Source organism: Microbacterium barkeri (genome assembly GCF_027921765.1).
In the GTDB taxonomy this organism is placed as follows: Bacteria; Actinomycetota; Actinomycetes; order Actinomycetales; family Microbacteriaceae; genus Microbacterium; species Microbacterium barkeri.
On record NZ_BSEJ01000004.1, the window covers coordinates 153760 to 173566 of the forward strand.

General features: G+C 71.4%; 16 protein-coding genes. 11 read left to right on the plus strand and 5 right to left on the minus strand.

Features of this window, described 5'->3' with window-relative positions; translation table 11 throughout:
* Positions 1–26: 26 nt before the first annotated feature.
* The gene (secA, locus tag PKE79_RS06180) at positions 27–2801 is read right to left on the minus strand and encodes a preprotein translocase subunit SecA (RefSeq protein WP_271172796.1); all 2775 of its coding nucleotides are present in this window, start codon (positions 2799–2801) and stop codon (positions 27–29) included.
* Positions 2802–2917: 116 nt separating this feature from the next.
* Positions 2918–3391 carry an SRPBCC family protein gene (locus tag PKE79_RS06185; RefSeq protein ID WP_271172797.1) on the minus strand — a complete coding sequence of 158 codons (474 nt, stop codon included), beginning with the start codon at positions 3389–3391 and terminating at the stop codon, positions 2918–2920.
* A gap of 246 nt (positions 3392–3637) precedes the next feature.
* Here PKE79_RS06185 and PKE79_RS06190 point away from each other — a divergent pair, with 246 nt between their 5' ends.
* Both PKE79_RS06190 and PKE79_RS06195 read left to right on the plus strand, forming a co-directional pair.
* Positions 3638–4618, plus strand: a complete 981-nt coding sequence (locus PKE79_RS06190) for an epimerase (protein ID WP_271172798.1) — start codon at positions 3638–3640, stop codon at positions 4616–4618.
* A 205-nt stretch (positions 4619–4823) separates the two neighbouring features.
* Entirely contained in the window at positions 4824–6356 is a 1533-nt protein-coding gene (locus PKE79_RS06195; protein WP_271172799.1) for a stealth family protein, read from the plus strand.
* A gap of 3 nt (positions 6357–6359) precedes the next feature.
* On the opposite strand, the gene PKE79_RS06200 is transcribed toward PKE79_RS06195, so the two are convergent.
* A complete protein-coding gene (locus PKE79_RS06200; protein ID WP_271172800.1) occupies positions 6360–7328 on the minus strand; it encodes a phosphodiesterase in 969 nt (322 codons plus the stop codon).
* Between the two features lie 141 nt (positions 7329–7469).
* On the opposite strand from PKE79_RS06200, the gene PKE79_RS06205 reads away from it, so the two are divergent.
* From PKE79_RS06205 to PKE79_RS06245, 9 genes are all read left to right on the plus strand, one after another.
* Positions 7470–8063 (plus strand): PadR family transcriptional regulator, encoded by a 594-nt coding sequence (locus PKE79_RS06205; RefSeq protein ID WP_271172801.1) that lies wholly within the window; start codon positions 7470–7472, stop codon positions 8061–8063.
* Between the two features lie 211 nt (positions 8064–8274).
* Positions 8275–9588: an ABC transporter substrate-binding protein gene (locus PKE79_RS06210; protein ID WP_271172802.1), complete on the plus strand. Its 1314-nt coding sequence runs from the start codon at positions 8275–8277 to the stop codon at positions 9586–9588.
* 23 nt (positions 9589–9611) lie between these two features.
* Positions 9612–10607 carry a carbohydrate ABC transporter permease gene (locus PKE79_RS06215; protein ID WP_271172803.1) on the plus strand — a complete coding sequence of 332 codons (996 nt, stop codon included), beginning with the start codon at positions 9612–9614 and terminating at the stop codon, positions 10605–10607.
* Complete coding sequence (locus PKE79_RS06220) at positions 10604–11461, plus strand: carbohydrate ABC transporter permease (RefSeq protein WP_271172804.1); 858 nt, start codon at positions 10604–10606, stop codon at positions 11459–11461. The genes PKE79_RS06215 and PKE79_RS06220 overlap by 4 nt, the downstream gene beginning before the upstream one ends.
* Complete coding sequence (locus tag PKE79_RS06225) at positions 11458–13926, plus strand: glycoside hydrolase family 2 protein (RefSeq protein WP_271172805.1); 2469 nt, start codon at positions 11458–11460, stop codon at positions 13924–13926. The genes PKE79_RS06220 and PKE79_RS06225 overlap by 4 nt, the downstream gene beginning before the upstream one ends.
* Positions 13923–14864, plus strand: coding sequence for a glycoside hydrolase family 113 (locus PKE79_RS06230; protein ID WP_271172806.1), 942 nt, complete (start codon positions 13923–13925; stop codon positions 14862–14864). Before PKE79_RS06225 ends, PKE79_RS06230 begins: the two co-directional genes overlap by 4 nt.
* Before the next feature lie 17 nt (positions 14865–14881).
* The gene (locus tag PKE79_RS06235) at positions 14882–15787 is read left to right on the plus strand and encodes an N-acetylglucosamine kinase (protein ID WP_271172807.1); all 906 of its coding nucleotides are present in this window, start codon (positions 14882–14884) and stop codon (positions 15785–15787) included.
* 34 nt (positions 15788–15821) lie between these two features.
* Positions 15822–16868, plus strand: a complete 1047-nt coding sequence (locus tag PKE79_RS06240; RefSeq protein WP_271172808.1) for a LacI family DNA-binding transcriptional regulator — start codon at positions 15822–15824, stop codon at positions 16866–16868.
* Between the two features lie 10 nt (positions 16869–16878).
* Positions 16879–18216: a hypothetical protein gene (locus PKE79_RS06245; protein ID WP_271172809.1), complete on the plus strand. Its 1338-nt coding sequence runs from the start codon at positions 16879–16881 to the stop codon at positions 18214–18216.
* Between the two features lie 64 nt (positions 18217–18280).
* Here PKE79_RS06245 and hpf read toward each other — a convergent pair whose 3' ends face one another.
* Together hpf and PKE79_RS06255 are read right to left on the minus strand one after the other, a co-directional pair.
* Entirely contained in the window at positions 18281–18946 is a 666-nt protein-coding gene (gene hpf, locus PKE79_RS06250) for a ribosome hibernation-promoting factor, HPF/YfiA family (RefSeq protein WP_271172810.1), read from the minus strand.
* A gap of 110 nt (positions 18947–19056) precedes the next feature.
* Positions 19057–19728 (minus strand): ComF family protein, encoded by a 672-nt coding sequence (locus PKE79_RS06255; RefSeq protein ID WP_271172811.1) that lies wholly within the window; start codon positions 19726–19728, stop codon positions 19057–19059.
* Between the last annotated feature and the right edge of the window lie 79 nt (positions 19729–19807).

Below are 19807 nucleotides of genomic sequence, written 5' to 3' on the forward strand. Positions count from 1 at the left end.
GTGGCCCGCCCTCGTCGCGTCGCGCGCTACTTCTTCTTCGCGGCCCTGCGCTGCTCGCGGTTCTGCGGCACGGGCGCCGCGGCGCCGTCGTCGTCGGTCCGCTGGCCGAACGCGCCGCGCGGCGCGTCCTTCTGACGGGCGCGGTCGGTCTGCGACTTCTGCACCTGGCCGCGCTCGTTGCGCACCTCGACGTCGCCGTCCTCGCTGGGCGCCGAGTACTCGAGACGCTGCTCGGCCGGCGCCTCGGCGAGGCCCTTGGCCTCCACCTGCGGCGCGGCCTGGTCGTCCTCGCCGACCTTGCGCACCTCGACCTCGAGGTTGAAGAGGTAGCCGACGGCCTCCTCCTTGATCTGCCCCATCATCGCCTGGAACATCGAGTAACCCTCACGCTGGTACTCGATCAGCGGGTCGCGCTGCGCCATGGCCCGGAGGCCGATGCCGTCCTTGAGGTAGTCCATCTCGTAGAGGTGGTCGCGCCAGCGGCGGTCGAGCACCTGGAGCACGACGCGGCGCTCGAGTTCGCGCACGGCCTTCTCGCCCAGCTGCTCCTCGCGCTTGGCGTACGCGATCTTCGCGTCGCTGAGCAGCTCGCGCTTGAGCGCCTCGGCCGTGATGCCGCCCTTGCGCGCGCCGGCCTCGGCCACGACCTCGTCGATCGTCACGCCGACCGGGTACAGCGTCTTGAGCTCGGTCCAGAGCGCGTCGAAGTCCCAGCTCTCGTTGTGGCCGCCCGACGTGTGGTCGTCGACGATCGCCGTGATGGCGTCCTCGATGAAGTGCTCGACGCGGTCCTTGATGTCGTCGCCGTGCAGGATGGTCCGGCGGTCGGCGTAGATCGCCTCGCGCTGGCGGTTGAGGACGTCGTCGTACTTCAGGACGTTCTTGCGGGCCTCGGCGTTGCGCGACTCGACGGCCGCCTGCGCGTTCTTGATGAGGCGCGAGACGAGCTTCGACTCGATCGCGACATCGTCCGGGAAGTCGGTGCGCGACAGGAGCGCGTCTGCCGGGCCCGACTGGAAGCGGCGCATGAGGTCGTCGGTGAGGCTCAGGTAGAAGCGGCTCTCACCGGGGTCGCCCTGACGGCCGGCGCGTCCTCGGAGCTGGTTGTCGATGCGACGCGACTCGTGACGCTCGGTGCCGAGCACGTAGAGACCGCCGGCCTCGCGCACCTTGGCCGCCTCCTCCTCGACGCGCTCCTTGACGGCGTCGAAGACGGCGGGCCACTCCGCCTCGTACTCCTCCGGCGTCTCCTCGGGAGAGAGGCCCTTGGCCTTCATCTCCTGGACGGCGATGAACTCCGCGTTGCCGCCGAGCATGATGTCGGTGCCTCGACCCGCCATGTTGGTCGCGACCGTGACGGCGCCGAGCTGACCGGCGCGCGCGACGACCTCGGCCTCGCGCGCGTGGTTCTTCGCGTTGAGGACCTCGTGGCGGATGCCCTTCTTCGACAGCAGGCGCGACAGGTACTCGCTCTTCTCGACGCTGACCGTGCCGACGAGCACCGGCTGACCGTTCGCGTGGCGCTCCGCGATGTCCTCGACGACCTGCGCGAACTTGCCCTGCTCGTTCTTGTAGACGAGGTCGGTCTGGTCCTTGCGGACCATGGGCCGGTTGGTCGGGATCGGGATGACCCCGAGCTGGTACGTCGACATGAACTCGGCGGCCTCGGTCTCGGCCGTGCCCGTCATGCCCGCGAGCTTGTCGTAGAGGCGGAAGTAGTTCTGCAGCGTGACGGTGGCGAGCGTCTGGTTCTCGGCCTTGACCGGGACGCCCTCCTTCGCCTCGATCGCCTGGTGCATGCCCTCGTTGTAGCGGCGGCCCACGAGGATGCGGCCGGTGTGCTCGTCGACGATCATGACCTCGTCGTTCATCACGACGTAGTCGGTGTCGCGCTTGAAGAGGGCCTTGGCCTTGATCGAGTTGTTGAGGAACGAGATGAGCGGGGTGTTCGCCGACTCGTACAGGTTGTCGATGCCGAGGTAGTCCTCGACCTTCTCGATGCCCGCCTCGAGAACGCCGACCGTGCGCTTCTTGATGTCGACCTCGTAGTCGACACCCTCCTCGAGGGTCCGCGCGACCTTCGCGAACTCGGCGAACCAGCGGTTGGCCTCGCCCGACGAGGGGCCCGAGATGATGAGCGGCGTGCGGGCCTCGTCGATGAGGATCGAGTCGACCTCGTCGACCACTGCGAAGAAGTGGCCGCGCTGGACGAGGTCCTCCTTGCGCCACGCCATGTTGTCGCGCAGGTAGTCGAAGCCGAACTCGTTGTTCGTGCCGTAGGTGATGTCGGCCGCGTACTGCTCCCGGCGCACGGCGGGAGTCTGGCCCGACACGATGATGCCCGTGGTCATGCCGAGGGCGCGGTACACGCGGCCCATGAGCTCGGCCTGGTACGACGCGAGGTAGTCGTTGACGGTGACGACGTGGACGCCCTTGCCCGCGATCGCGTTGAGGTACGAGGGGAACGTGGCGACGAGCGTCTTGCCCTCACCGGTCTTCATCTCGGCGATGTTGCCCAGGTGGAGCGCGGCCCCGCCCATGAGCTGCACGTCGTACGCGCGCATCCCGAGCGTCCGCTTGGCGGCCTCGCGGACCGCCGCGAACGCCTCGGGCATGAGCTGGTCGAGCGTCTCGCCCTTCTCGTGGCGCGCGCGGAGCTCAGCGGTCTCGCTGCGCAGCTCCTCGTCGGTCAGCTTCGCGTAGTCCTCCTCGAGGGCGTTCACGGCGGTGACCACCCGCTGCAGCTGCCGTCGGACGCGTCCTTCGCCGGCACGGAGCAGCTTCTCGAACGGATTTGCCACGTATCACTCCTCGATCGGGTGCCTCATCCCGGGCGGATGGGCCAGGTCGCCGTCGAACGGCGACGGGCATACTCGCCCATGTTATCCGGCCGTGACAATGACCGGCCAGCAGACTCTCAGTCGGCGCGCTCACCCCATCCGCCCGACGCGCTCAGCTGTCGGAGGAGGTGCGCGTTGCGGCGGCGGATGAGGCGGCGCAGATACGGAACGAGGACGAGCCGCTCCGCGATCGCGCCGAGCACCGGCGCGGCGAGCTCGATCTCATCGATCATGCGCGACCCGGTGCCGTGCGGCTCGAACACGTGAACGTGGCGGAACAGCCGGAACGGTCCGCGCATCTGCTCATCGACGAAGCGCACTCCCTCCTCCAGCGCGGTGATCGCCGAGGTCATCGTCCACGGGACGCCGAAGTGCCAGGCGCGCCAGGTGACCGTCTCCCCGAGGCCGATCGTGCCCGCCGTGACGCCCCCGATCGCGCGCTCGCGGGACGCGGCCATGGACGCGACGTGCGCATCGACGTCGAGCGACACCGCGAACAGGCGCTCCGGCGGGAAGGCGGTGTCCGTCACGATCGTGAAGCGGCTGCTCATATCGCGATGCTCGCACGGCGCCCGCTCGAGACCGCGCAGCCCGCGCCAGGTGTCGACTCCGCGCCGAACGCCGCGCCCCTGCCGCCGTCCTCGGCGCGGACTGGCACACTCGCGCGCGCACCGCGACTTCGGCGCCGACGCGCACACTCGCGCCGGCGCCGCACCGATGTCTCGACGTCGAGAGACGATGCGCGGCTCCTTGAGAGGATGGCCACGAGCGGCTCGCGCCGCGGGAGGGGGATGCGGATGGCCGACACCGAGCGGATCGCGGTCGTCGCGGGAGCGAGCGGCTTCGTCGGACGCGCGCTCGTCCGCGCGCTCGAGGCGGAGGGGCGCACGGTTCGCACGATCGGCCGCGGCGGACACGCCCGGTGGGACGACCCCGCGTCGATCGCCGCGGCGATCGACGGCGCGGATCTCGTCGTGAACCTCGCCGGGAAATCCGTCAACTGCCGGTACACCGACCCTCATCGCGACGAGATCCTGCGGTCCCGCGTCGACACGACCCGCGCGCTCCGCGAGGCGATCGCCGCCTCAGCGCGGCCTCCGCGCGTGTGGATGAACGCGAGCACGGCGACCATCTACCGGCACGCGACGGACCGCCCTCAGACCGAGAGCACGGGCGAGCTCGGCACGGGCTTCTCGGTCGACGTCGCGCGGGAGTGGGAGCGCGAGCTCTTCGCGGGCGACCTCCCGGCCACGCGCCGCGTCGCGCTGCGGATGGCCATCGTCCTCGGCGACGGGCCGGCGACCCGGCTGCTCTTCCTCCTCGCCCGCCTCGGCATCGGCGGTCCGCAGATCGACGGATGGTGGTTCCCCCATCGCCGCTACCGCGGGATCGGCTCCGCCCCGAGCGGCGACGGACGCGCCCCGCGGCACCGCACGGGCGGCCGCCAGCGGTTCAGCTGGGTGCACATCGACGACGTGATCGCGGCCATCCGCTTCCTCGAGACGCGCGACGACATCGACGGCGTCGTCAACGTCGCGTCTCCGAACCCGAGCGACAATCGCACGCTCATGCGGACCCTGCGCCGCATCGTCGGCGCGCGCTTCGGCCTGCCCGCGTGGCGCTTCATGCTCGAGCCCGCGATGTGGGTCATCCGCACCGAGCCCGAGCTCGTGCTGAAGAGCAGATGGGTCGTTCCCGAGCGGCTCATCGCCGCCGGCTTCCGCTTCTCGCGCCCCGCCCTCCTCGAGGCGCTGCAGGACGTCGCGCCGCGCCGCTGACCTGCGAGGATGCCGCGAATCGGCGACCGGATCCCTTACCGCATGGCTGTCCGCTTGTCGAGGGTGCATCCGCAGCGTCACGCGCTGTCTATCATTCAGTCAGGAGCTGTTCACGAGACGTCGTCCGGGAATCCCCGCCTCCGTCGGATCGGCTCCATGTTCCCCGTCCTGACGGCGTCCGCCGTAAGTAGATACGAGGTGATTGATGACGCTTCTGGGCACCCCTTCCGGTCGCACCGCACACTCCCCGCGCGAGGTCGCTCCCGACCATGCCGCCACGCGCCTTCATGACGGGATCCTGCATCTCGTCGAGGAGTCCACACCGGACGAGGCCCAGACAGCCGATCTCCTCGCGCTCGCCGATCTCCTCGAGCGCGCGGGCCTGCAGCCGCTCCTCCTGCGCCGGACCAGTGGGCGCCCCGCCCTCGCGCTCGACATCGAGGACAAGCCCGCCGCGCTCGCCGCGCTGGCCGCCGACGAGGGTCCGTGGGCGGCGGCGCGCTCGGCCCGACGCGTTCCCGTGCCGCTCTCCTCGGGGGTCGAGTCCGCGTTCGCGAAGGACGTCGCGGTGCTCTTCCGCCCGCGCATCGTGCCGTCGGGCACGCTGAGCTACGGCGCCGACTGCGGCGTGCGCCTCGAGTTCTGGCGTCGCGAGGGCGCCATCGTGCGCGCCCCGCGACGGAACGCGCTGACCCGCCACGTGATCGCGGCGGACGACCTCGCTCTGACGACCATCCGCCGGCATGGACGCGAGTGGCGCACGCTCGAGGGGATGTTCGACGCGGGTCCGCACGAGGTGACCTTCGACATCGACATGGTCTTCTCGTGGGTCGACGGCTCGTCCAACGACTTCCAGCGCGAGCGCGCCAAGCGCATGAACGCCTACGTCGTCGGGGAGGGCGACGCGCACGCCGCGCGCTACCGCCACGTCGACGAGCTGCGCTACGCCCTGCGCAGCGTGCACATGTTCGCCCCGTGGGTCCGTCGCATCTTCATCGCGACCGACAGCCCCGCGCCGCGCTGGCTCGCCGAGCACCCGCGGGTGACGATCGTCCGCAGCGAGGAGTTCTTCGCCGACCCGACGGTCCTCCCGACGCACAACTCGCACGCCGTCGAGGCGCAGCTGCACCGCATCCCGGGCATCGCCGAGCACTTCCTGTATTCGAACGACGACATGTTCTTCGGTCGCCCGGTCTCCCCCGAGATGTTCTTCACCGCGGGCGGGCTCACGAAGTACGTCGAATGCGGCGTGCGCATCGGCGTCGGCCCCTCGCGGCCGAGCCGATCCGGCCACGACAACGCGGCGCGCGTCAACCGCGACCTCCTGCGCGAGCGCTTCGGACGGGTCATCCTTCGCGACCTGCAGCACTGCGCCACGCCGCACAGCCGCGAGGTGATGTTCGAGCTCGAGCGCGAGTTCCCCGAGGAGTTCGCGCGGACGGCGGCGGCCCGCTTCCGCAGCGCGACCGACATCTCGGTCACGAACTCGCTCTACCACTACTACGCGACGTTCACCGGCCGAGCTCTCGCGACGACCGAGCCGCGGACGGCGTACATCCAGACGACGCAGCGCGATGCGCCAGCGCGGATGGGGCGACTGCTGGCCGGGCGGGACGTCGACATGTTCTGCCTCAACGACGGCAGCGAGCCCGAGCTGCCGGAGGAGCTGCGCGCTCGGGTCGTCCGCGAGACGCTCGAGGCCTACTTCCCCGTCAAGGCGCCGTGGGAGAGCGACTGACCGTCACCCCACGAGCGGCAGCGGCTCCGTGGGCGGCGCGACCTGCTCGGCGACCGGCGCCGCGGATGCGACCGTGCGGGACGGGCTCGCGGGCGGGATGACCACGCCCGCGCGCTCGAGCCGGCGCGCGGTCTCCTCGGCCGAGGTGATCTCGGCGGGCGGCGCGTCCGAGAACGGCACCACCGAGTGGACGATCGTCTCGTCGTAGACGTGCACGAGGTTGTACGACTGCGCGCCGTCGCGCGGCTGCATGCCGCCGTCGGCGATGCGCAGGTCCTGCGTGTAGCAGGACGACGACGCGACCGACACCGGGATCCCGGCGAACGTCGCCGTCGACGAGAAATGCACGTGGCCCGCGAGGATGGTCCGGACGTCGCTCCCCCGCAGCACCTCGGCGAGCGCCTGCTGATCGCGCAGCTCGACGAGCGTCGCGAGGTCCAGGACGCACGGGATGGGCGGGTGGTGCATCGCGAGGATGGTCCCGCGCGGCGCGGGCAGGGCGAGCTCGAGTGACAGCCACTCGAGCTGCTCCGCCGACACCTCGCCGTGGTGCGCTCCGGGCACCGACGTGTCGAGCACGATGACACGAAGCCCGTCGAGGTCGTGGACCGCGTCGACCGGTGCGTCGCCCGTCTCGCCGAGGAGCTCGCGTCGGAACGGGTCGCGGGCGTCGTGGTTGCCCATGACCCAGATCACGCGCGCTCCGAGGCGCTCCGCGGCGGGCGCGACGGCGTCGCGGAGCTGCCGGTAGGCGTCGCGCTCGCCGAGATCGGCGAGGTCGCCGGTGAAGACCAGCGCGTCGGGGCGCGCCCCGGACTGCTCGATCTCCGCGAGCATGCGGCTCACGTGCTCGGCGGCGTCGATCCCGAAGACGCCGCCCTCGGCTCTCAGATGCGTGTCGCTCAGATGGACGAGCACGTGACTCGGGCGCGCGTACTCGGATCTCCGTGGCGTCATCGACGGTCCGGCCATGTTCGCGATGGTAGCGAGGCGCCTCGCACTCTCAGCGCGACACAAGGCGATGTCCGGGAATCTCTGCGATCCGCCATCCGATCGGTACGCTCGTATCTGCATACGCGGCATCCCTTTTCGCCGCGCGGACCGGAGGTGCGGATGTCGGTGCGACACGGACTGCTGGCGATCCTGGATCAGGGCCCCTGCTACGGATACCAGCTGCGCACCGAGTTCGCGCGCCGCACGGGGGGAACGCGCACCCTCAACGTCGGGCAGATCTACAACACGCTCGAGCGCCTCGAGCGCGACGGGCTCGTCGAGCGCGTCGAACCCGACGCGCAGGGGCACGTCTACTGGAGCATCACGCCCGCCGGCCGCGAGGCGGCGCACCTGTGGCTCGAGACGCCCGTGGATCCATCCGATCGCGACGCGCTCGCGGTCAAGCTCGCCCTCGCCGCGACCCTCCCGGGCGTCGACGCGGGCGCCGTGCTCCGCGCCGAGCGCGAGGCCGTCGACGCCCGGATCGAGGGCCTGCGCGCCGCCGTGTACCCCGGCGCGGAGCAGGAGGGACCCGAGCGGGTCGCGTGGTCGCTCATCTCCGACGCGCTCCTCTTCTCCGCGGAGGCGGATGCCCGCTGGCTCGCGCACGCCGAGGAGCGTCTCGCCGCGCATCCCGACCACGCGCTCGCGCTCGACCTCTCGACCGAGCGCCCGAAGCGCGGCCGCCCCGCGCGCCCCGTCGCCGCCGTCTGACGCGCGGCTGCCGCCGCGTTTCGCGGCAACCGCGACACGAGCCGGCCCCGCGAACCGGCCCGCGAATCGACCCCTCCCGCGCACCCCGAACACCTGCCATAACTAAAGCGCTTTACATTGCGCCGATTCTCCCGTACGCTCGCTCATCAGCACCCGGAGAGCGCGAAGGCGCGTGCTCCCGATGAGTGCCTCGAACACGAGGAGAAGGAACATGGCAAAGAAGGCATGGGCAGGCGCCGCGATGCTCGCCGGCGGTGCGCTGCTGCTGACCGCGTGCGGCGGCGGCGCGGCGAACGACGCCGACAACACCATCGACGGCGAGCCCTCGGGCGAGATCAAGGTCGTCACGTGGCGCACCGACCTCGTCGAGGACGGCACGTTCGAGAAGTACGCGGAGGAGTTCCAGAAGCTCCATCCCGACGTGACCGTGACGTTCGAGGGCATCACCGACTACGAGGGCGAGATGAAGACGCGCCTCAGCACGACGAACTACGGCGACGTCATCGGCATCCCCTCGATGCTGCCGAGCCAGTACGAGCAGTTCCTCGAGCCGCTCGGCGAGACTGAGGAGCTCGCCGACACGTACCGCTTCCTCACGACGCACACCTACGAGGGCACGCAGTACGGCCTCGCGATCGGCGGCAACGCCAACGGCATCCTCTACAACAAGCGGGTGTTCGAGGAGGCTGGCGTCGAGACGCTGCCGACGACCGAGGACGAGTGGCTCGAGGCGCTCCGTCTCGTCGACGAGAACACCGACGCCATCCCGTACTACACGAACTACAAGGACGGATGGCCGCTGTCGCAGGCCTTCAGCAACCTCGGCGCGATCACGAACGACCCCGACGCGGGCATCACGCTCGCCGAGGACCCCGAGCCGTGGACCGAGGGCACCGACGTCTACGCGATCGACTCGCTTCTCTACGAGACCGTCGCGGCGGGTCTCACCGAGGACGACCCCCTCACGACGAACTGGGAGAAGTCGAAGGTCGACTTCGCGACGGGCCGCATCGCCACGATGGCGCTCGGCTCCTGGGCCGTGTCGCAGATGCAGGCAGCGGCCGAGGAGAACGGCGCCTCCCCCGAGGACGTCGGCTTCATGGCCTTCCCCGCGAACGTCGACGGCCAGCAGTACGCCACGATCGGCGGCGACTACAACCTCGGCGTGAGCCGCCACTCCGAGCACAAGGCCGCGGCCTGGGCCTTCATCCAGTGGCTCATCGAGGATTCGGGCTTCACCGAGACGCAGAACATGATCTCGACCGTCATCGACAAGCCCGCGCCCGACTACCTCGCCGAGCTCGAGTCCGCCGGCGTCGAGCTCCTCGAGACGAACCCCGCGCCCGAGGGCAAGGAGAACCTCCTCCGTGAGATCGCGGACACCGCGCAGATCGACCTGTGGGGCCCGCTGTACCGGCAGAAGCTCGTCGACATCGCCCGCGGCGCCGCCGACGGCGACAAGGAGACCTCCTTCGCCGAGCTGAACTCGACCTGGAGCGACGCCCAGGCCCGGGTCGGCGAGTAAGCGCCTCACGAGACGGAGACACCATGACGACCTCGGCTCCCGCCGGCGCATCCGCCGCCACGCGCGCCGCCGTCATCGTGCCCTCGCCCGAGCGCCGGGGGCGCGGCTCGCGCCGCGACCCCGGCGCCCCCGGGCGCGGGGCGCCGACGAGCCGGACCGCTCTGCAGCGACTGACCCCCTGGTTCTTCCTCTCGGGAGCGGTGGGCCTGCTGCTCCTCTTCAGCTACTGGCCCGCCCTCAACCTGCTGTACTACAGCGTCACGGACTGGGACGGCCTCGACCTCGAGAAGAACTTCGTCGGGCTCGAGAACTACGTCGAGGTCTTCACGAACCCGCGCATCTTCAGCGTGTTCGGCGTGAGCCTCTACTACTTCGCCGCGTCCTTCGCGCAGATGGCGATCGCGCTCTACTTCGCCACCCTCCTGAGCTTCTCGACGAGGTTCTCGAACTTCTTCCGCGGCGTCCTGTTCTTCCCGTACCTCATCAACGGCGTCGCGATCGGCTTCGTCTTCCTGTACCTCTTCCAGCCGGGCGGCACGCTCGACACGGTGCTCTCCTGGTTCGGCGTGGCAGAGCCTCCGCAGTGGCTCGGCGACCCGGAGGTCGTGAACTACTCGCTCGCCGCGACGTCGGTGTGGCGGTACACCGGTCTCAACTTCGTCCTGTTCCTCGGCGCGATCCAGTCGATCCCCGGCGACCTGTACGAGGCCGCCGAGCTCGACGGGGCGAGCCGCTGGCAGCAGTTCTGGGCGATCATCTTCCCCGGCATCCGCCGCATCATCGGCCTCTCGTTCATCCTCGCCATCTCCGGCAGCCTGAGCGTCTTCGAGGTCCCGTTCGTCATGACCGGCGGCGCCAACGGATCGAGCACCTTCGTGATCGAGACCCTCTCGACCGCGTTCAGCTTCCGCAACGTCGGGCTCGCGTCCGCCATGGCGGTCGTGCTGCTCGCGATCGTCCTGCTGGTGACGTGGATCCAGCGCCTGGTGTTCCCTGACGAGAAGGTTGACCTGACATGACCGCGATCGCATCCGCGCGCACCCCGCTCATGCGGCTGCGCAGCATGAGCGCCACGACGGCCAAGTACGTCAGCCTGATCATCGGCGCGGTCCTCACGCTGCTCCCGCTGTCGGTCGTGCTCATCGCCGCGCTCAAGACCGAGCAGGAGTACCTGCAGACCGGTCCGTTCGACCCTCCGGCCAACTGGCTCAATCTCGAGAACTTCGCGACGGCGTTCGAGAGCGGCCGGATGCTCGAGGGATTCGTCAACACCCTCATCGTCCTCGGCGTGTCGCTTGTGGGCACCATCATCCTGGGCACGATGTGCGCGTACGCGCTCGATCGCTTCGTCTTCCGCGGGAAGAAGCTCATCTTCGGGCTCTTCCTCGTCGCGACGCTCATCCCCGGCGTGACGACGCAGGTGGCGACCTTCCAGCTCATCAACGGCATGGGCCTCTACGACACGAAGATCGCGCTGATCCTGCTCTTCATGGGCACCGACATCATCGCCATCTACCTGTTCATCCAGTTCATGTCGTCGATCCCCGTCTCCCTCGACGAGGCGGCCATGATCGACGGCGCGAGCCGGTGGACGATCTACTGGCGCGTCATCCTGCCGCTGCTGCGCCCCGCGATCGCGACCGTCGTCATCATCAAGGGCATCGCGGTCTACAACGAGTTCTACATGCCGTTCCTCTACCTGCCGTCCGAGGGGCTCATCTCGACGTCGCTGTTCCGGTTCAAGGGGCCGTTCGGCGCGCAGTGGGAGCTCATCGCCGCCGGCTCGATCCTCGTCATCATCCCGACCCTGGTCGCCTTCCTGTTCCTGCAGAAGTGGATCTACCGGGGCCTCACCTCAGGAGCCGTCAAGTGACCGACATCCTCGCCCTCGCCCCCTCCGTCATCCGCCGCGACCTGCACGAAGGCTGGAGCGCGCGCGCCGTGGCCGGCCCGGTCCCGGAGTCGGTCGCGGGCGCGACCATCCCCGCGACGGTGCCCGGGTGCATCCACACCGATCTGCTCGCGGCCGGCCTCATCGACGACCCGTACCTCGACGACAACGAGGCCGCCCAGCGGTGGATCGGGCTGACCGACTGGACGTACGAGACGACGTTCACGTGGTCGGCGGATGGCCATGAGCGGCACGATCTCGTCTTCGACGGTCTCGACACGGTCGCGACCGTGACCCTGAACGGGCGCGTCGTGCTCGAGTCCGCGAACCAGCACCGCACCTACCGCGTCGACGCGCGGGCCGCGCTCGTCGAGGGTGACAACGTGCTCGTCGTGGCGTTCTCCTCGCCGGTGAAGCACGCGGGCGCCCGCAGCATGGAGTACGGCGCCCGACCGCGCCCGTACCCGCTGCCGTACGAGGCCATCCGGAAATCCGCCGCGAGCTTCGGCTGGGACTGGGGCATCGCGACCGCGACGAGCGGCATCTGGCGGCCCGTGCGGCTCGAGTCCTGGTCCATCGCGCGCATCGCCGAGGTGCGCGTGGACGCCGCGCCGACCCCGGAGGGCGGCGTGCTGCGCGCGGATGTGCGCGTCGAGCGCGCGGACGCCGATCGCGCGCTGCGTCTCGCGGTCGAGATCGACGGCCGCACGGCCGAGGCGGAGCTCGCCACGGGGACGGACGCCGCGCACATCGAGGTCGCGGTCCCGGGCGCCGCGCTCTGGTGGCCTGCCGGCTATGGCGAGCAGCCGCTGTACGACGTGCGGCTCGCACTGTCGGCCGAGGACGAACCGCTCGACGAGGCGACCCGTCGGGTCGGCTTCCGCTCGGCGCGCTGGGACACGACCCCCGATGCCGACGGCACGCCGTTCGCGCTGCACGTCAACGACGTGCCGGTGTTCGTCAAGGGCGTGAACTGGATCCCCGACGACGCGCTCGTCACGCGCGTCGACGCCGCACGCTACGAGCGTCGGCTCCGTCAGGCGCAGGCCGCCGGCATCAATCTCATCCGCATCTGGGGCGGCGGCATCTACGAGTCGGACGACCTCTTCCGCCTGTGCGACGAGCTGGGGCTCCTCACCTGGCAGGACTTCCTCCTCGCGTGCGCGGCCTACCCCGAGGAGGAGCCGCTGCGCGGCGAGATCGAGGCCGAGGCGCGCGATCAGATCGTGCGGCTGTCCGCTCACCCCTCGCTCGTGCTCCTGTGCGGCAGCAACGAGAACCTCATGGGCTTCGCGGAGTGGGGATGGCAGACGGCCCTCGACGGTGCGACGTGGGGTGCGCACTACTACTTCGAGCTCTTCCCGTCGCTCGTCGCCGAGCTCGCCCCGCACATCCCCTACGCTCCCGGCAGCCCGTTCAGCCCGAACGGCGAGGGCCCGAGCGACGACGCCCACGGATCCGTGCACCTCTGGGAGCAGTGGAACCGCCAGGACTGGCTCACCTACCGCGACCACCGGCCGCGCTTCGTCGCCGAGTTCGGATGGCAGGGCCCGGCGACGTGGACCACGCTGCGCGACGCCGTGTCCGACGATCCGCTCACTCCGGAGTCGCCGGGGATGATCGTCCACCAGAAGGCGATGGAAGGGAACACGAAGCTCACGAACGGGCTCCTCCCCCACTTCCGCATGCCGCGCGACATGGAGGGCTGGCACTGGGCGATGCAGCTCAACCAGGCGCTGGCCGTCCGGACGGCTCTCGAGCACTTCCGGTCCTGGGCCCCGCTCACGATGGGCGCGATCGTCTGGCAGCTCAACGACTGCTGGCCGGTCACGAGCTGGGCGGCGATCGACGGCGCCGAGCGGCTGAAGCCGCTGTGGCACGCCCTCAAGCAGGCCTTCGCGCCGCGGATCGTCACCATCCAGCCGCGAGGCGACGAGCTCGCTGTCGTCCTCTCGAACGACACGGGAGAGACGTGGGAGGGCACGCTCACGACGACCCGGCGCGGCTTCGACGGGACGGCCATCGCGGAGGACGCGCAGCCCTTCTCGATCCCGCCGCGCGGAACGACGACGCTCCCCCTTCGCCCGGAGCTCGCGACACCGGATGACGCGGCGGCCGAGCTCGTCGTCGCGTCGACGGGCGACGTGCGGGGCCTGTGGTTCTTCGCCGAGCCGCGCGACTCGCGCCTCGCTCCGGCCGTCCTCGACTTCGAGGTGCGCCCTGTCGACGGCGGCACCGAGGTGGAGATCACCGCGCGGAACCTCGTGCGCGACCTGTCCCTGCTCGTCGACAAGGCGCATCCCGACGCCGTCACGGAGGACGGGCTGTTCACCCTGCTGCCCGGCGAGACGGCCGTCTTCCGCGTGCGGCATCCGGAGCCGATCGATCTGCCCGCCCTCCTCTCCGAGCGGGTCATCCGCACGGCCAACGAGCTGGTCGCGCGATGACCCTCGACGACGGATACGTCTGCGGCATGACATGGGGGTGGACCGGCGTGCGCGGCACGTGGGCGACTCCCGCCGCGGCCGACTCGATGCGGCGGATGGCCGACCACTCCGTGACCTGGACGGCGCTCGCGTACGGCGCCCTGCAGGACACGGCGATCAGCACCGACATCCACTTCCAGGACGAGCCCACCGTGACCGACGACGAGATCGTCTGGGCCATCCGCGAGGCGAAGGCGCTCGGGCTCAGGGTCTGCCTCAAGCCCGTCGTGAACGTCGCCGACGGGACCTGGCGCGCGCACATCGGCTTCTTCGACTGGGACGTGCCGGGCGAGCCGAGCTGGACGCAGTGGTTCGCGTCGTACCGCGCGTTCATCCTGCACGCCGCGCGCATCGCGGAGCGCGAGGGATGCGAGATGCTCTGCATCGGCTGCGAGATGGTGCGCGCCGACGCGCGCGAGGCCGAGTGGCGGGCGCTCATCGCGGATGTCCGCGCGGAGTACCGCGGTCTCGTCACCTACAACTGCGACAAGTACCAGGAGGACCGCATCACCTGGTGGGACGCGGTCGACGTCATCAGCTCCAGCGGCTACTACCCCGAGGACGCGTGGGAGGCGCAGCTCGACCGGATCGAGCCCGTCGTCGCCGCCCACGGCAAGCCGTTCCTGTTCCTGGAGGCCGGATGCCCGTCGCGCGAGGGGTCGGCCGCCCTCCCGAACGACTGGAGCCTCGCGGGCGCGCCCTCGGGTGAGGAGCAGCTGCGCTACTACCGGACGATGTTCGCCGCGTGCGATGCGCGCGACTGGGTGCGCGGCTTCATGCTGTGGGACTGGCCCGCCCAGCTGTACGCCCCCGACGAGGCGGCGCGCAACGACGACTACTGCCCCTACGCCAAGCCCGCGGGCGGATGGCTGCGCGACGCGTACGCGGAGCGCGGGTGACCGCCGGGAGGAGAGAGATGACCGTCCTGTCGATCGACGCCGGCCAGACCGGCGTCCGCGCCCGCGTGGCCGGAGGCGTCGTGCGAGAGTCCCCCGGGCTCCGCACCCACGAGCCCTTGCCCGTGCAGCTCGCCGCGGCCGCGCGGCGAGCGATCGACGAGGGCGAGACCGATGTCGACGCCGTCGTCGTCGGGGCCTCGGGCCTCGTCGACGGCGGCGCCGATGCGGCCGCTCTGCACGCGCTCCTCGCCGATGCCGGCGTGCGCGAGGTGCGGCTCGCCCACGACTCCATCACGTCGTACCTCGGGGCCCTCGGCGATGTGCACGGAGCCGTCGTCGCCGCGGGGACGGGCGTCGTCACGCTCGCCGTGGGCCCCGAGAGCTCGTGCCGCGTCGACGGCTGGGGGCACATCATGGGCGACGCGGGCAGCGGCTACTGGATCGGCAGGGAGGCGCTCGACGCGGTCATGCGCGCGCACGACGGCCGCGGACCGGCGACCCTGCTGAGCGACGACGTGCGCAGCGTGTGGCGCGACCTCGAGACCGCCTACATCCTGCTCCAGTCCGACCCGTCCCGCGTGAGCAGGGTCGCATCGTTCGCGCGCGCGGTCGCGCGCCGTGCGGCCGACCGCGATCCGGTCGCGCTCGAGATCTCGCGGCGCGCCGGCGAGCAGCTCGCGCTGAGTGTCGTCGCCGGTCTCCGCCGAGCGGGGCTCGAGGGCGCGGACGCTCCCGTGGCCCCGATCGGCGGCGTCTTCGGCTCGGCTCCGATCGCCGATGCCTTCTCGGCCGCGCTCGCCGGGCGCGCTCCCCGTGCGCGCATCGTGACCGCGCGCGGCTCGGGCCTCGACGGCGCGAGCCTGCTCGCGGACGTGGGCCCCGGCCATCCGCTCGCCGCCTCGGTCGCGGTCGTGCGACGCTGAGCCGGCCCGCGCAGGCGTGGCATAGGGTTCTCGTGTGGCGGGGACACGACGGCGCACGGGGCGGGTGACGATCAGCGACATCGCGGCGCGCGCCGGGGTGTCGATCGGGGCCGTGTCGTTCGCCCTCAACGGCCGCAAGGGCGTCTCCGAGGAGACCCGTGCGCGCGTGCTGCGGGTCGCCGACGAGATGGGATGGGCCCCGGCCAGCAGCGCCCGCTCGCTCGCCGAGGCGCGCACCGAGACGTTCGGGCTCGTGCTCGCACGCGATCCCCGCAACCTCGGCGTCGAGGCGTTCTACATGAAGTTCTTCGCGGGCCTCGAGAGCGAGCTCGCTGAGCGCTCGTACAGCCTGCTGCTGCAGGTCGTCCCCACGCCCGAGGCCGCGTACGCGACCCTCTCGAAGTGGCACAGCAGCGGCCGCGTCGACGGCATCATCCTCACCGACCTCGAGCTCGACGACCCCCGCATCGGCCTCTCGAAGGCGCGCAATGCGCTGCCCACCGTCGTCGTCGGAGACCCGGCCGTCTCGAGCGGACTCACGACCGTGTGGACCGACGACGCGACCTCGATGCGGTCGGCGGTCGGCCACCTGCGCGAGCACGGCCACACGCGGATCGCCCGCGTGTCGGGCCCCGCCGCGCTCGCCCACACGAGCATCCGCGATGACGCGTTCGTCGCCGAGATGACGCGCGCGGGGCTCGAGCCGACGCTCGTCCACACCGACTACTCCCCCGAGGACGGCGCACGGGCGACGCGCGCGCTGCTCACCTCGCCGCACCGCCCCACCGCCCTCATCTTCGACAACGACGTCATGGCGGTGGCCGGGCTCACCGTCGCGATGGAGCTCGGCGTGCGGGTGCCCGACGAGCTGTCGATCATCGCGTGGGACGACTCGGTCCTGTGCGAGCACACGTTCCCGCAGCTGACGGCGCTCAGCCACGACGTCGTCGCCTTCGGCGCGCACGTCGCCCGGCGCCTGTTCGACCTCATCGACGGCGCCGCCCCGGCCGCGCACCTCGACTCCACCGCCCTCCTGCGCCCGCGCGGATCGACCGCCCGTGCGCCGCGGGAAGCGCCGTAGGATCGAGAGCATGGCAGGTTTGTGGGGTCGACGCCGACGGGAAGAGCGCGAGCAGCAGGAGTCGGCCGACGCCGACCTCGCGCGGCGCGCCCGCACCGCGCTGGTGACAGCGGACGAGCGGATCCGGGCGACCGGCGACGAGCTGGTGTTCGCCGTCGCCGAGCTCGGCGAAGGACCGACCGAGGATCTGCGCACCGGCCTGGCCGCGGTCAAGGAGCACATGGCCGAGGCCTTCCACCTGCACCAGCTCAACCACGATGAGATCCCCGACACCCCGGAGGAGCTGCGCACACGCAACGCGCGCATCATCCAGCTCTGCGACTGGGCCGAGGACGTCCTCGACGAGCGCACGGCGGCGCTGCAGGCGCGCATCGCGCTCGTCCGGCAGGCCCCGCAGATCCTGCAGCAGGTCCGCGCCGACGTCGAGCGCCTCCGCGACCGGCTCCCGCAGGCGCGCACGACCGTCGAGCGCCTCGCGCGTCACTACAGCCCCGAGGCCCTGCAGCGCGTGCGGGTGAACGCCGACGAGGCGGAGCAGCTGCTGGACTTCGCCCTGCACTCGGCCGACGTGTCGGAGCGCCGTCGCGAGGCGCGGCGCAGTGAGGAGGCGAACCTCGCCCTCGAGACCGCCACCGAGGCCGTCCGGCGTGCCACGAGCATCCTCGACGGCGTCGACGACTTCGAGATCGAGGCCATGCGCGCGCAGTCGACCCTGGCCGACGTCGTCGCCGACTCCCGCGGCGACATCGTCGCGGCCCGGCAGGCTCCGCAGACGCCCGAGGTGACTAGGGCGGTCGCCGACCTCGAGGCGGCGCTCGCGGCCCTGCCGGGCCCCGGCACGCCCTCCGACCCGTTCTCCGACCTCGCCTCGCTGTCCGACGCGAACGCCGCGCTCGACGCCGCCGTCGCGAAGGCGCGCGAGCGCGCGGCGCGCCCCGTGCCGTCCATCGCGCACGTGCGCCACGACATCGACGCCGCCGACCGCGCGATCGCCGTCGCGGGAAGCCTCATCAACGGCCACCGCGGCTGGATCGGCGCAGACGCCCGCACGCGCTACGCCGAGGCGCAGCGCGTGCGGATCGACATCGATCCCCTCGTCGCCGACGAGGATACGCGCGAGCAGGCCCAGCAGCTCGCCCGCCGGGCGGCGCAGCTGGCGCACGAGGCGCTCCAGCTCGCGCAGCGCGACATCGACTCGTCGCGCCCCGATGACGACGACTGGGGCTCGTGGGGCGGCGGCCGACGCGGGCCGCGCGGCGGGGGCTTCGGCGGCGGAGGCGGCGGCCTGCTCGGGCCGGTGCTCGGCGGCGTGCTGCTCGGCGGCCTCATCGGCGACGTCTTCGACTGATCCCGCGCAGACAGGCGGATGGCCCGGATCCTGGGATCCGGGCCATCCGCCTGTCACGAGGCCGTCACGACGCGAGCACGTCCTCCACGGGAGGGGCCTGCGTCGTCAGCGCGATGACACCGTAGTCCCAGCCGCGGCGCCGGTAGACGACGCTCGGGTGGTCGGTGCGCGCGTTGATGAAGAGGAAGAAGTCGTGGCCGACGAGCTCCATGCGGTCGACGGCCTCCTCGACGGTCATCCACTCGGGCTCGAAGGTCTTGCTCCGGATCACGACGGGCGTGTAGGCCTCGTCCTCCTCGGTCTGCTCGACGACCGGCACGGTGCCGGTCGCGACGGCCTGGAGCGTCTCGACGGTCGCCGGCTGCACATCGAGCCCCTCGAGCGCCCCCTTCTCCTTCGCGAAGCGCGCGGCGCGCGGGTGCAGACGCCCGCTGACCTTCTTGTCCTTCGCACGGCGGATCTGCTCGCTGAGCTTCTCGATCGCCATGTCGAGCGCCGTGAACTTGTCGGCGTCGTGCGCCTCCGCCCGGATGACCGGGCCGTTCCAGAAGATCGTGAGCTCTACCGACTCCTCCTCGAGACGGCCCCCGCGATGCGCGTGGTGCGTGACCTTCACTTCGAGACGCTGGGCACGCGGGGCGAGCGACGCTATCCGCTCGCTCTTCTCCTCGACCACGGTGCGGAATCGCTCTGAGACGCTGACCCCCACGCCGACGATGTTCGTGTCCATCTCTGCCTCCCTATCCGGTCCGACCGGTGTGAGCGGCGGACCTGCGGTCGCCTTGGTGTCCCCCACCGTATCCCCGGCGCGGACGGGTGTCACGAACTATCTCGAAACGATCACGCGTGTCGTGTTCGCGGCGGGAGAACGCGCGGCGTCGCCGCGAGCGTCGCCGCGCCGAGCACGAGAGCACCGGCCTCGGCGAGCGCGCGACGGGCCTCGCGGAGCGTCGCCCCGGTGGTCACGACGTCGTCGACGATGACGACCGCGCGCCCCTCGACACGGCGGCGCACGGCGAGCGCTGCCGCGACGTTGCGCCCGCGCTCGGCCACGTCGAGCGCACGCTGGTCGTCGATGCGGCGCGCCCAGCGCAGCGCGCGCAGCGGGGCGACCCCCGCGTGGTGCAGCAGCAGCTCGACCGGGCGGTAGCCGCGCCGTCGCGACGAGGCGGCCGACGGCGGGATGGGCACGGCGTCGACGAGGCGCCCGCTCGCGACGGCGCAGCTCACGAGCGCCGCCCGCAGCGCCGGCGCGAGGACGCGGGCGAGGTCGGTGCGCCCGCGCTGCTTGAACGCACGCAGGGACGACGCCGCGGCACCCTGATAGGCCAGCCCGCTGATCACCTCGAAGTCGTCGTCGAGGGTGCGGCGCACGACACACGGCCCGAGCGCCGCGCGGCAGCGGTCGCACACGGCGGCGCCGGGTGCCCCGCATCCCGCGCAGTCGACGGGCAGGAGCAGGGCGCCGGCCTCACGCAGGGCGACGCGCAGGCCATCGGTCATCGTCGTCATGAGGACACCCTGCGCATGCCGCGCCCTCCACAGGGACGCCGCCGTCGGCACACGGCGCGGCACGCCGGCGCCGCGCGCC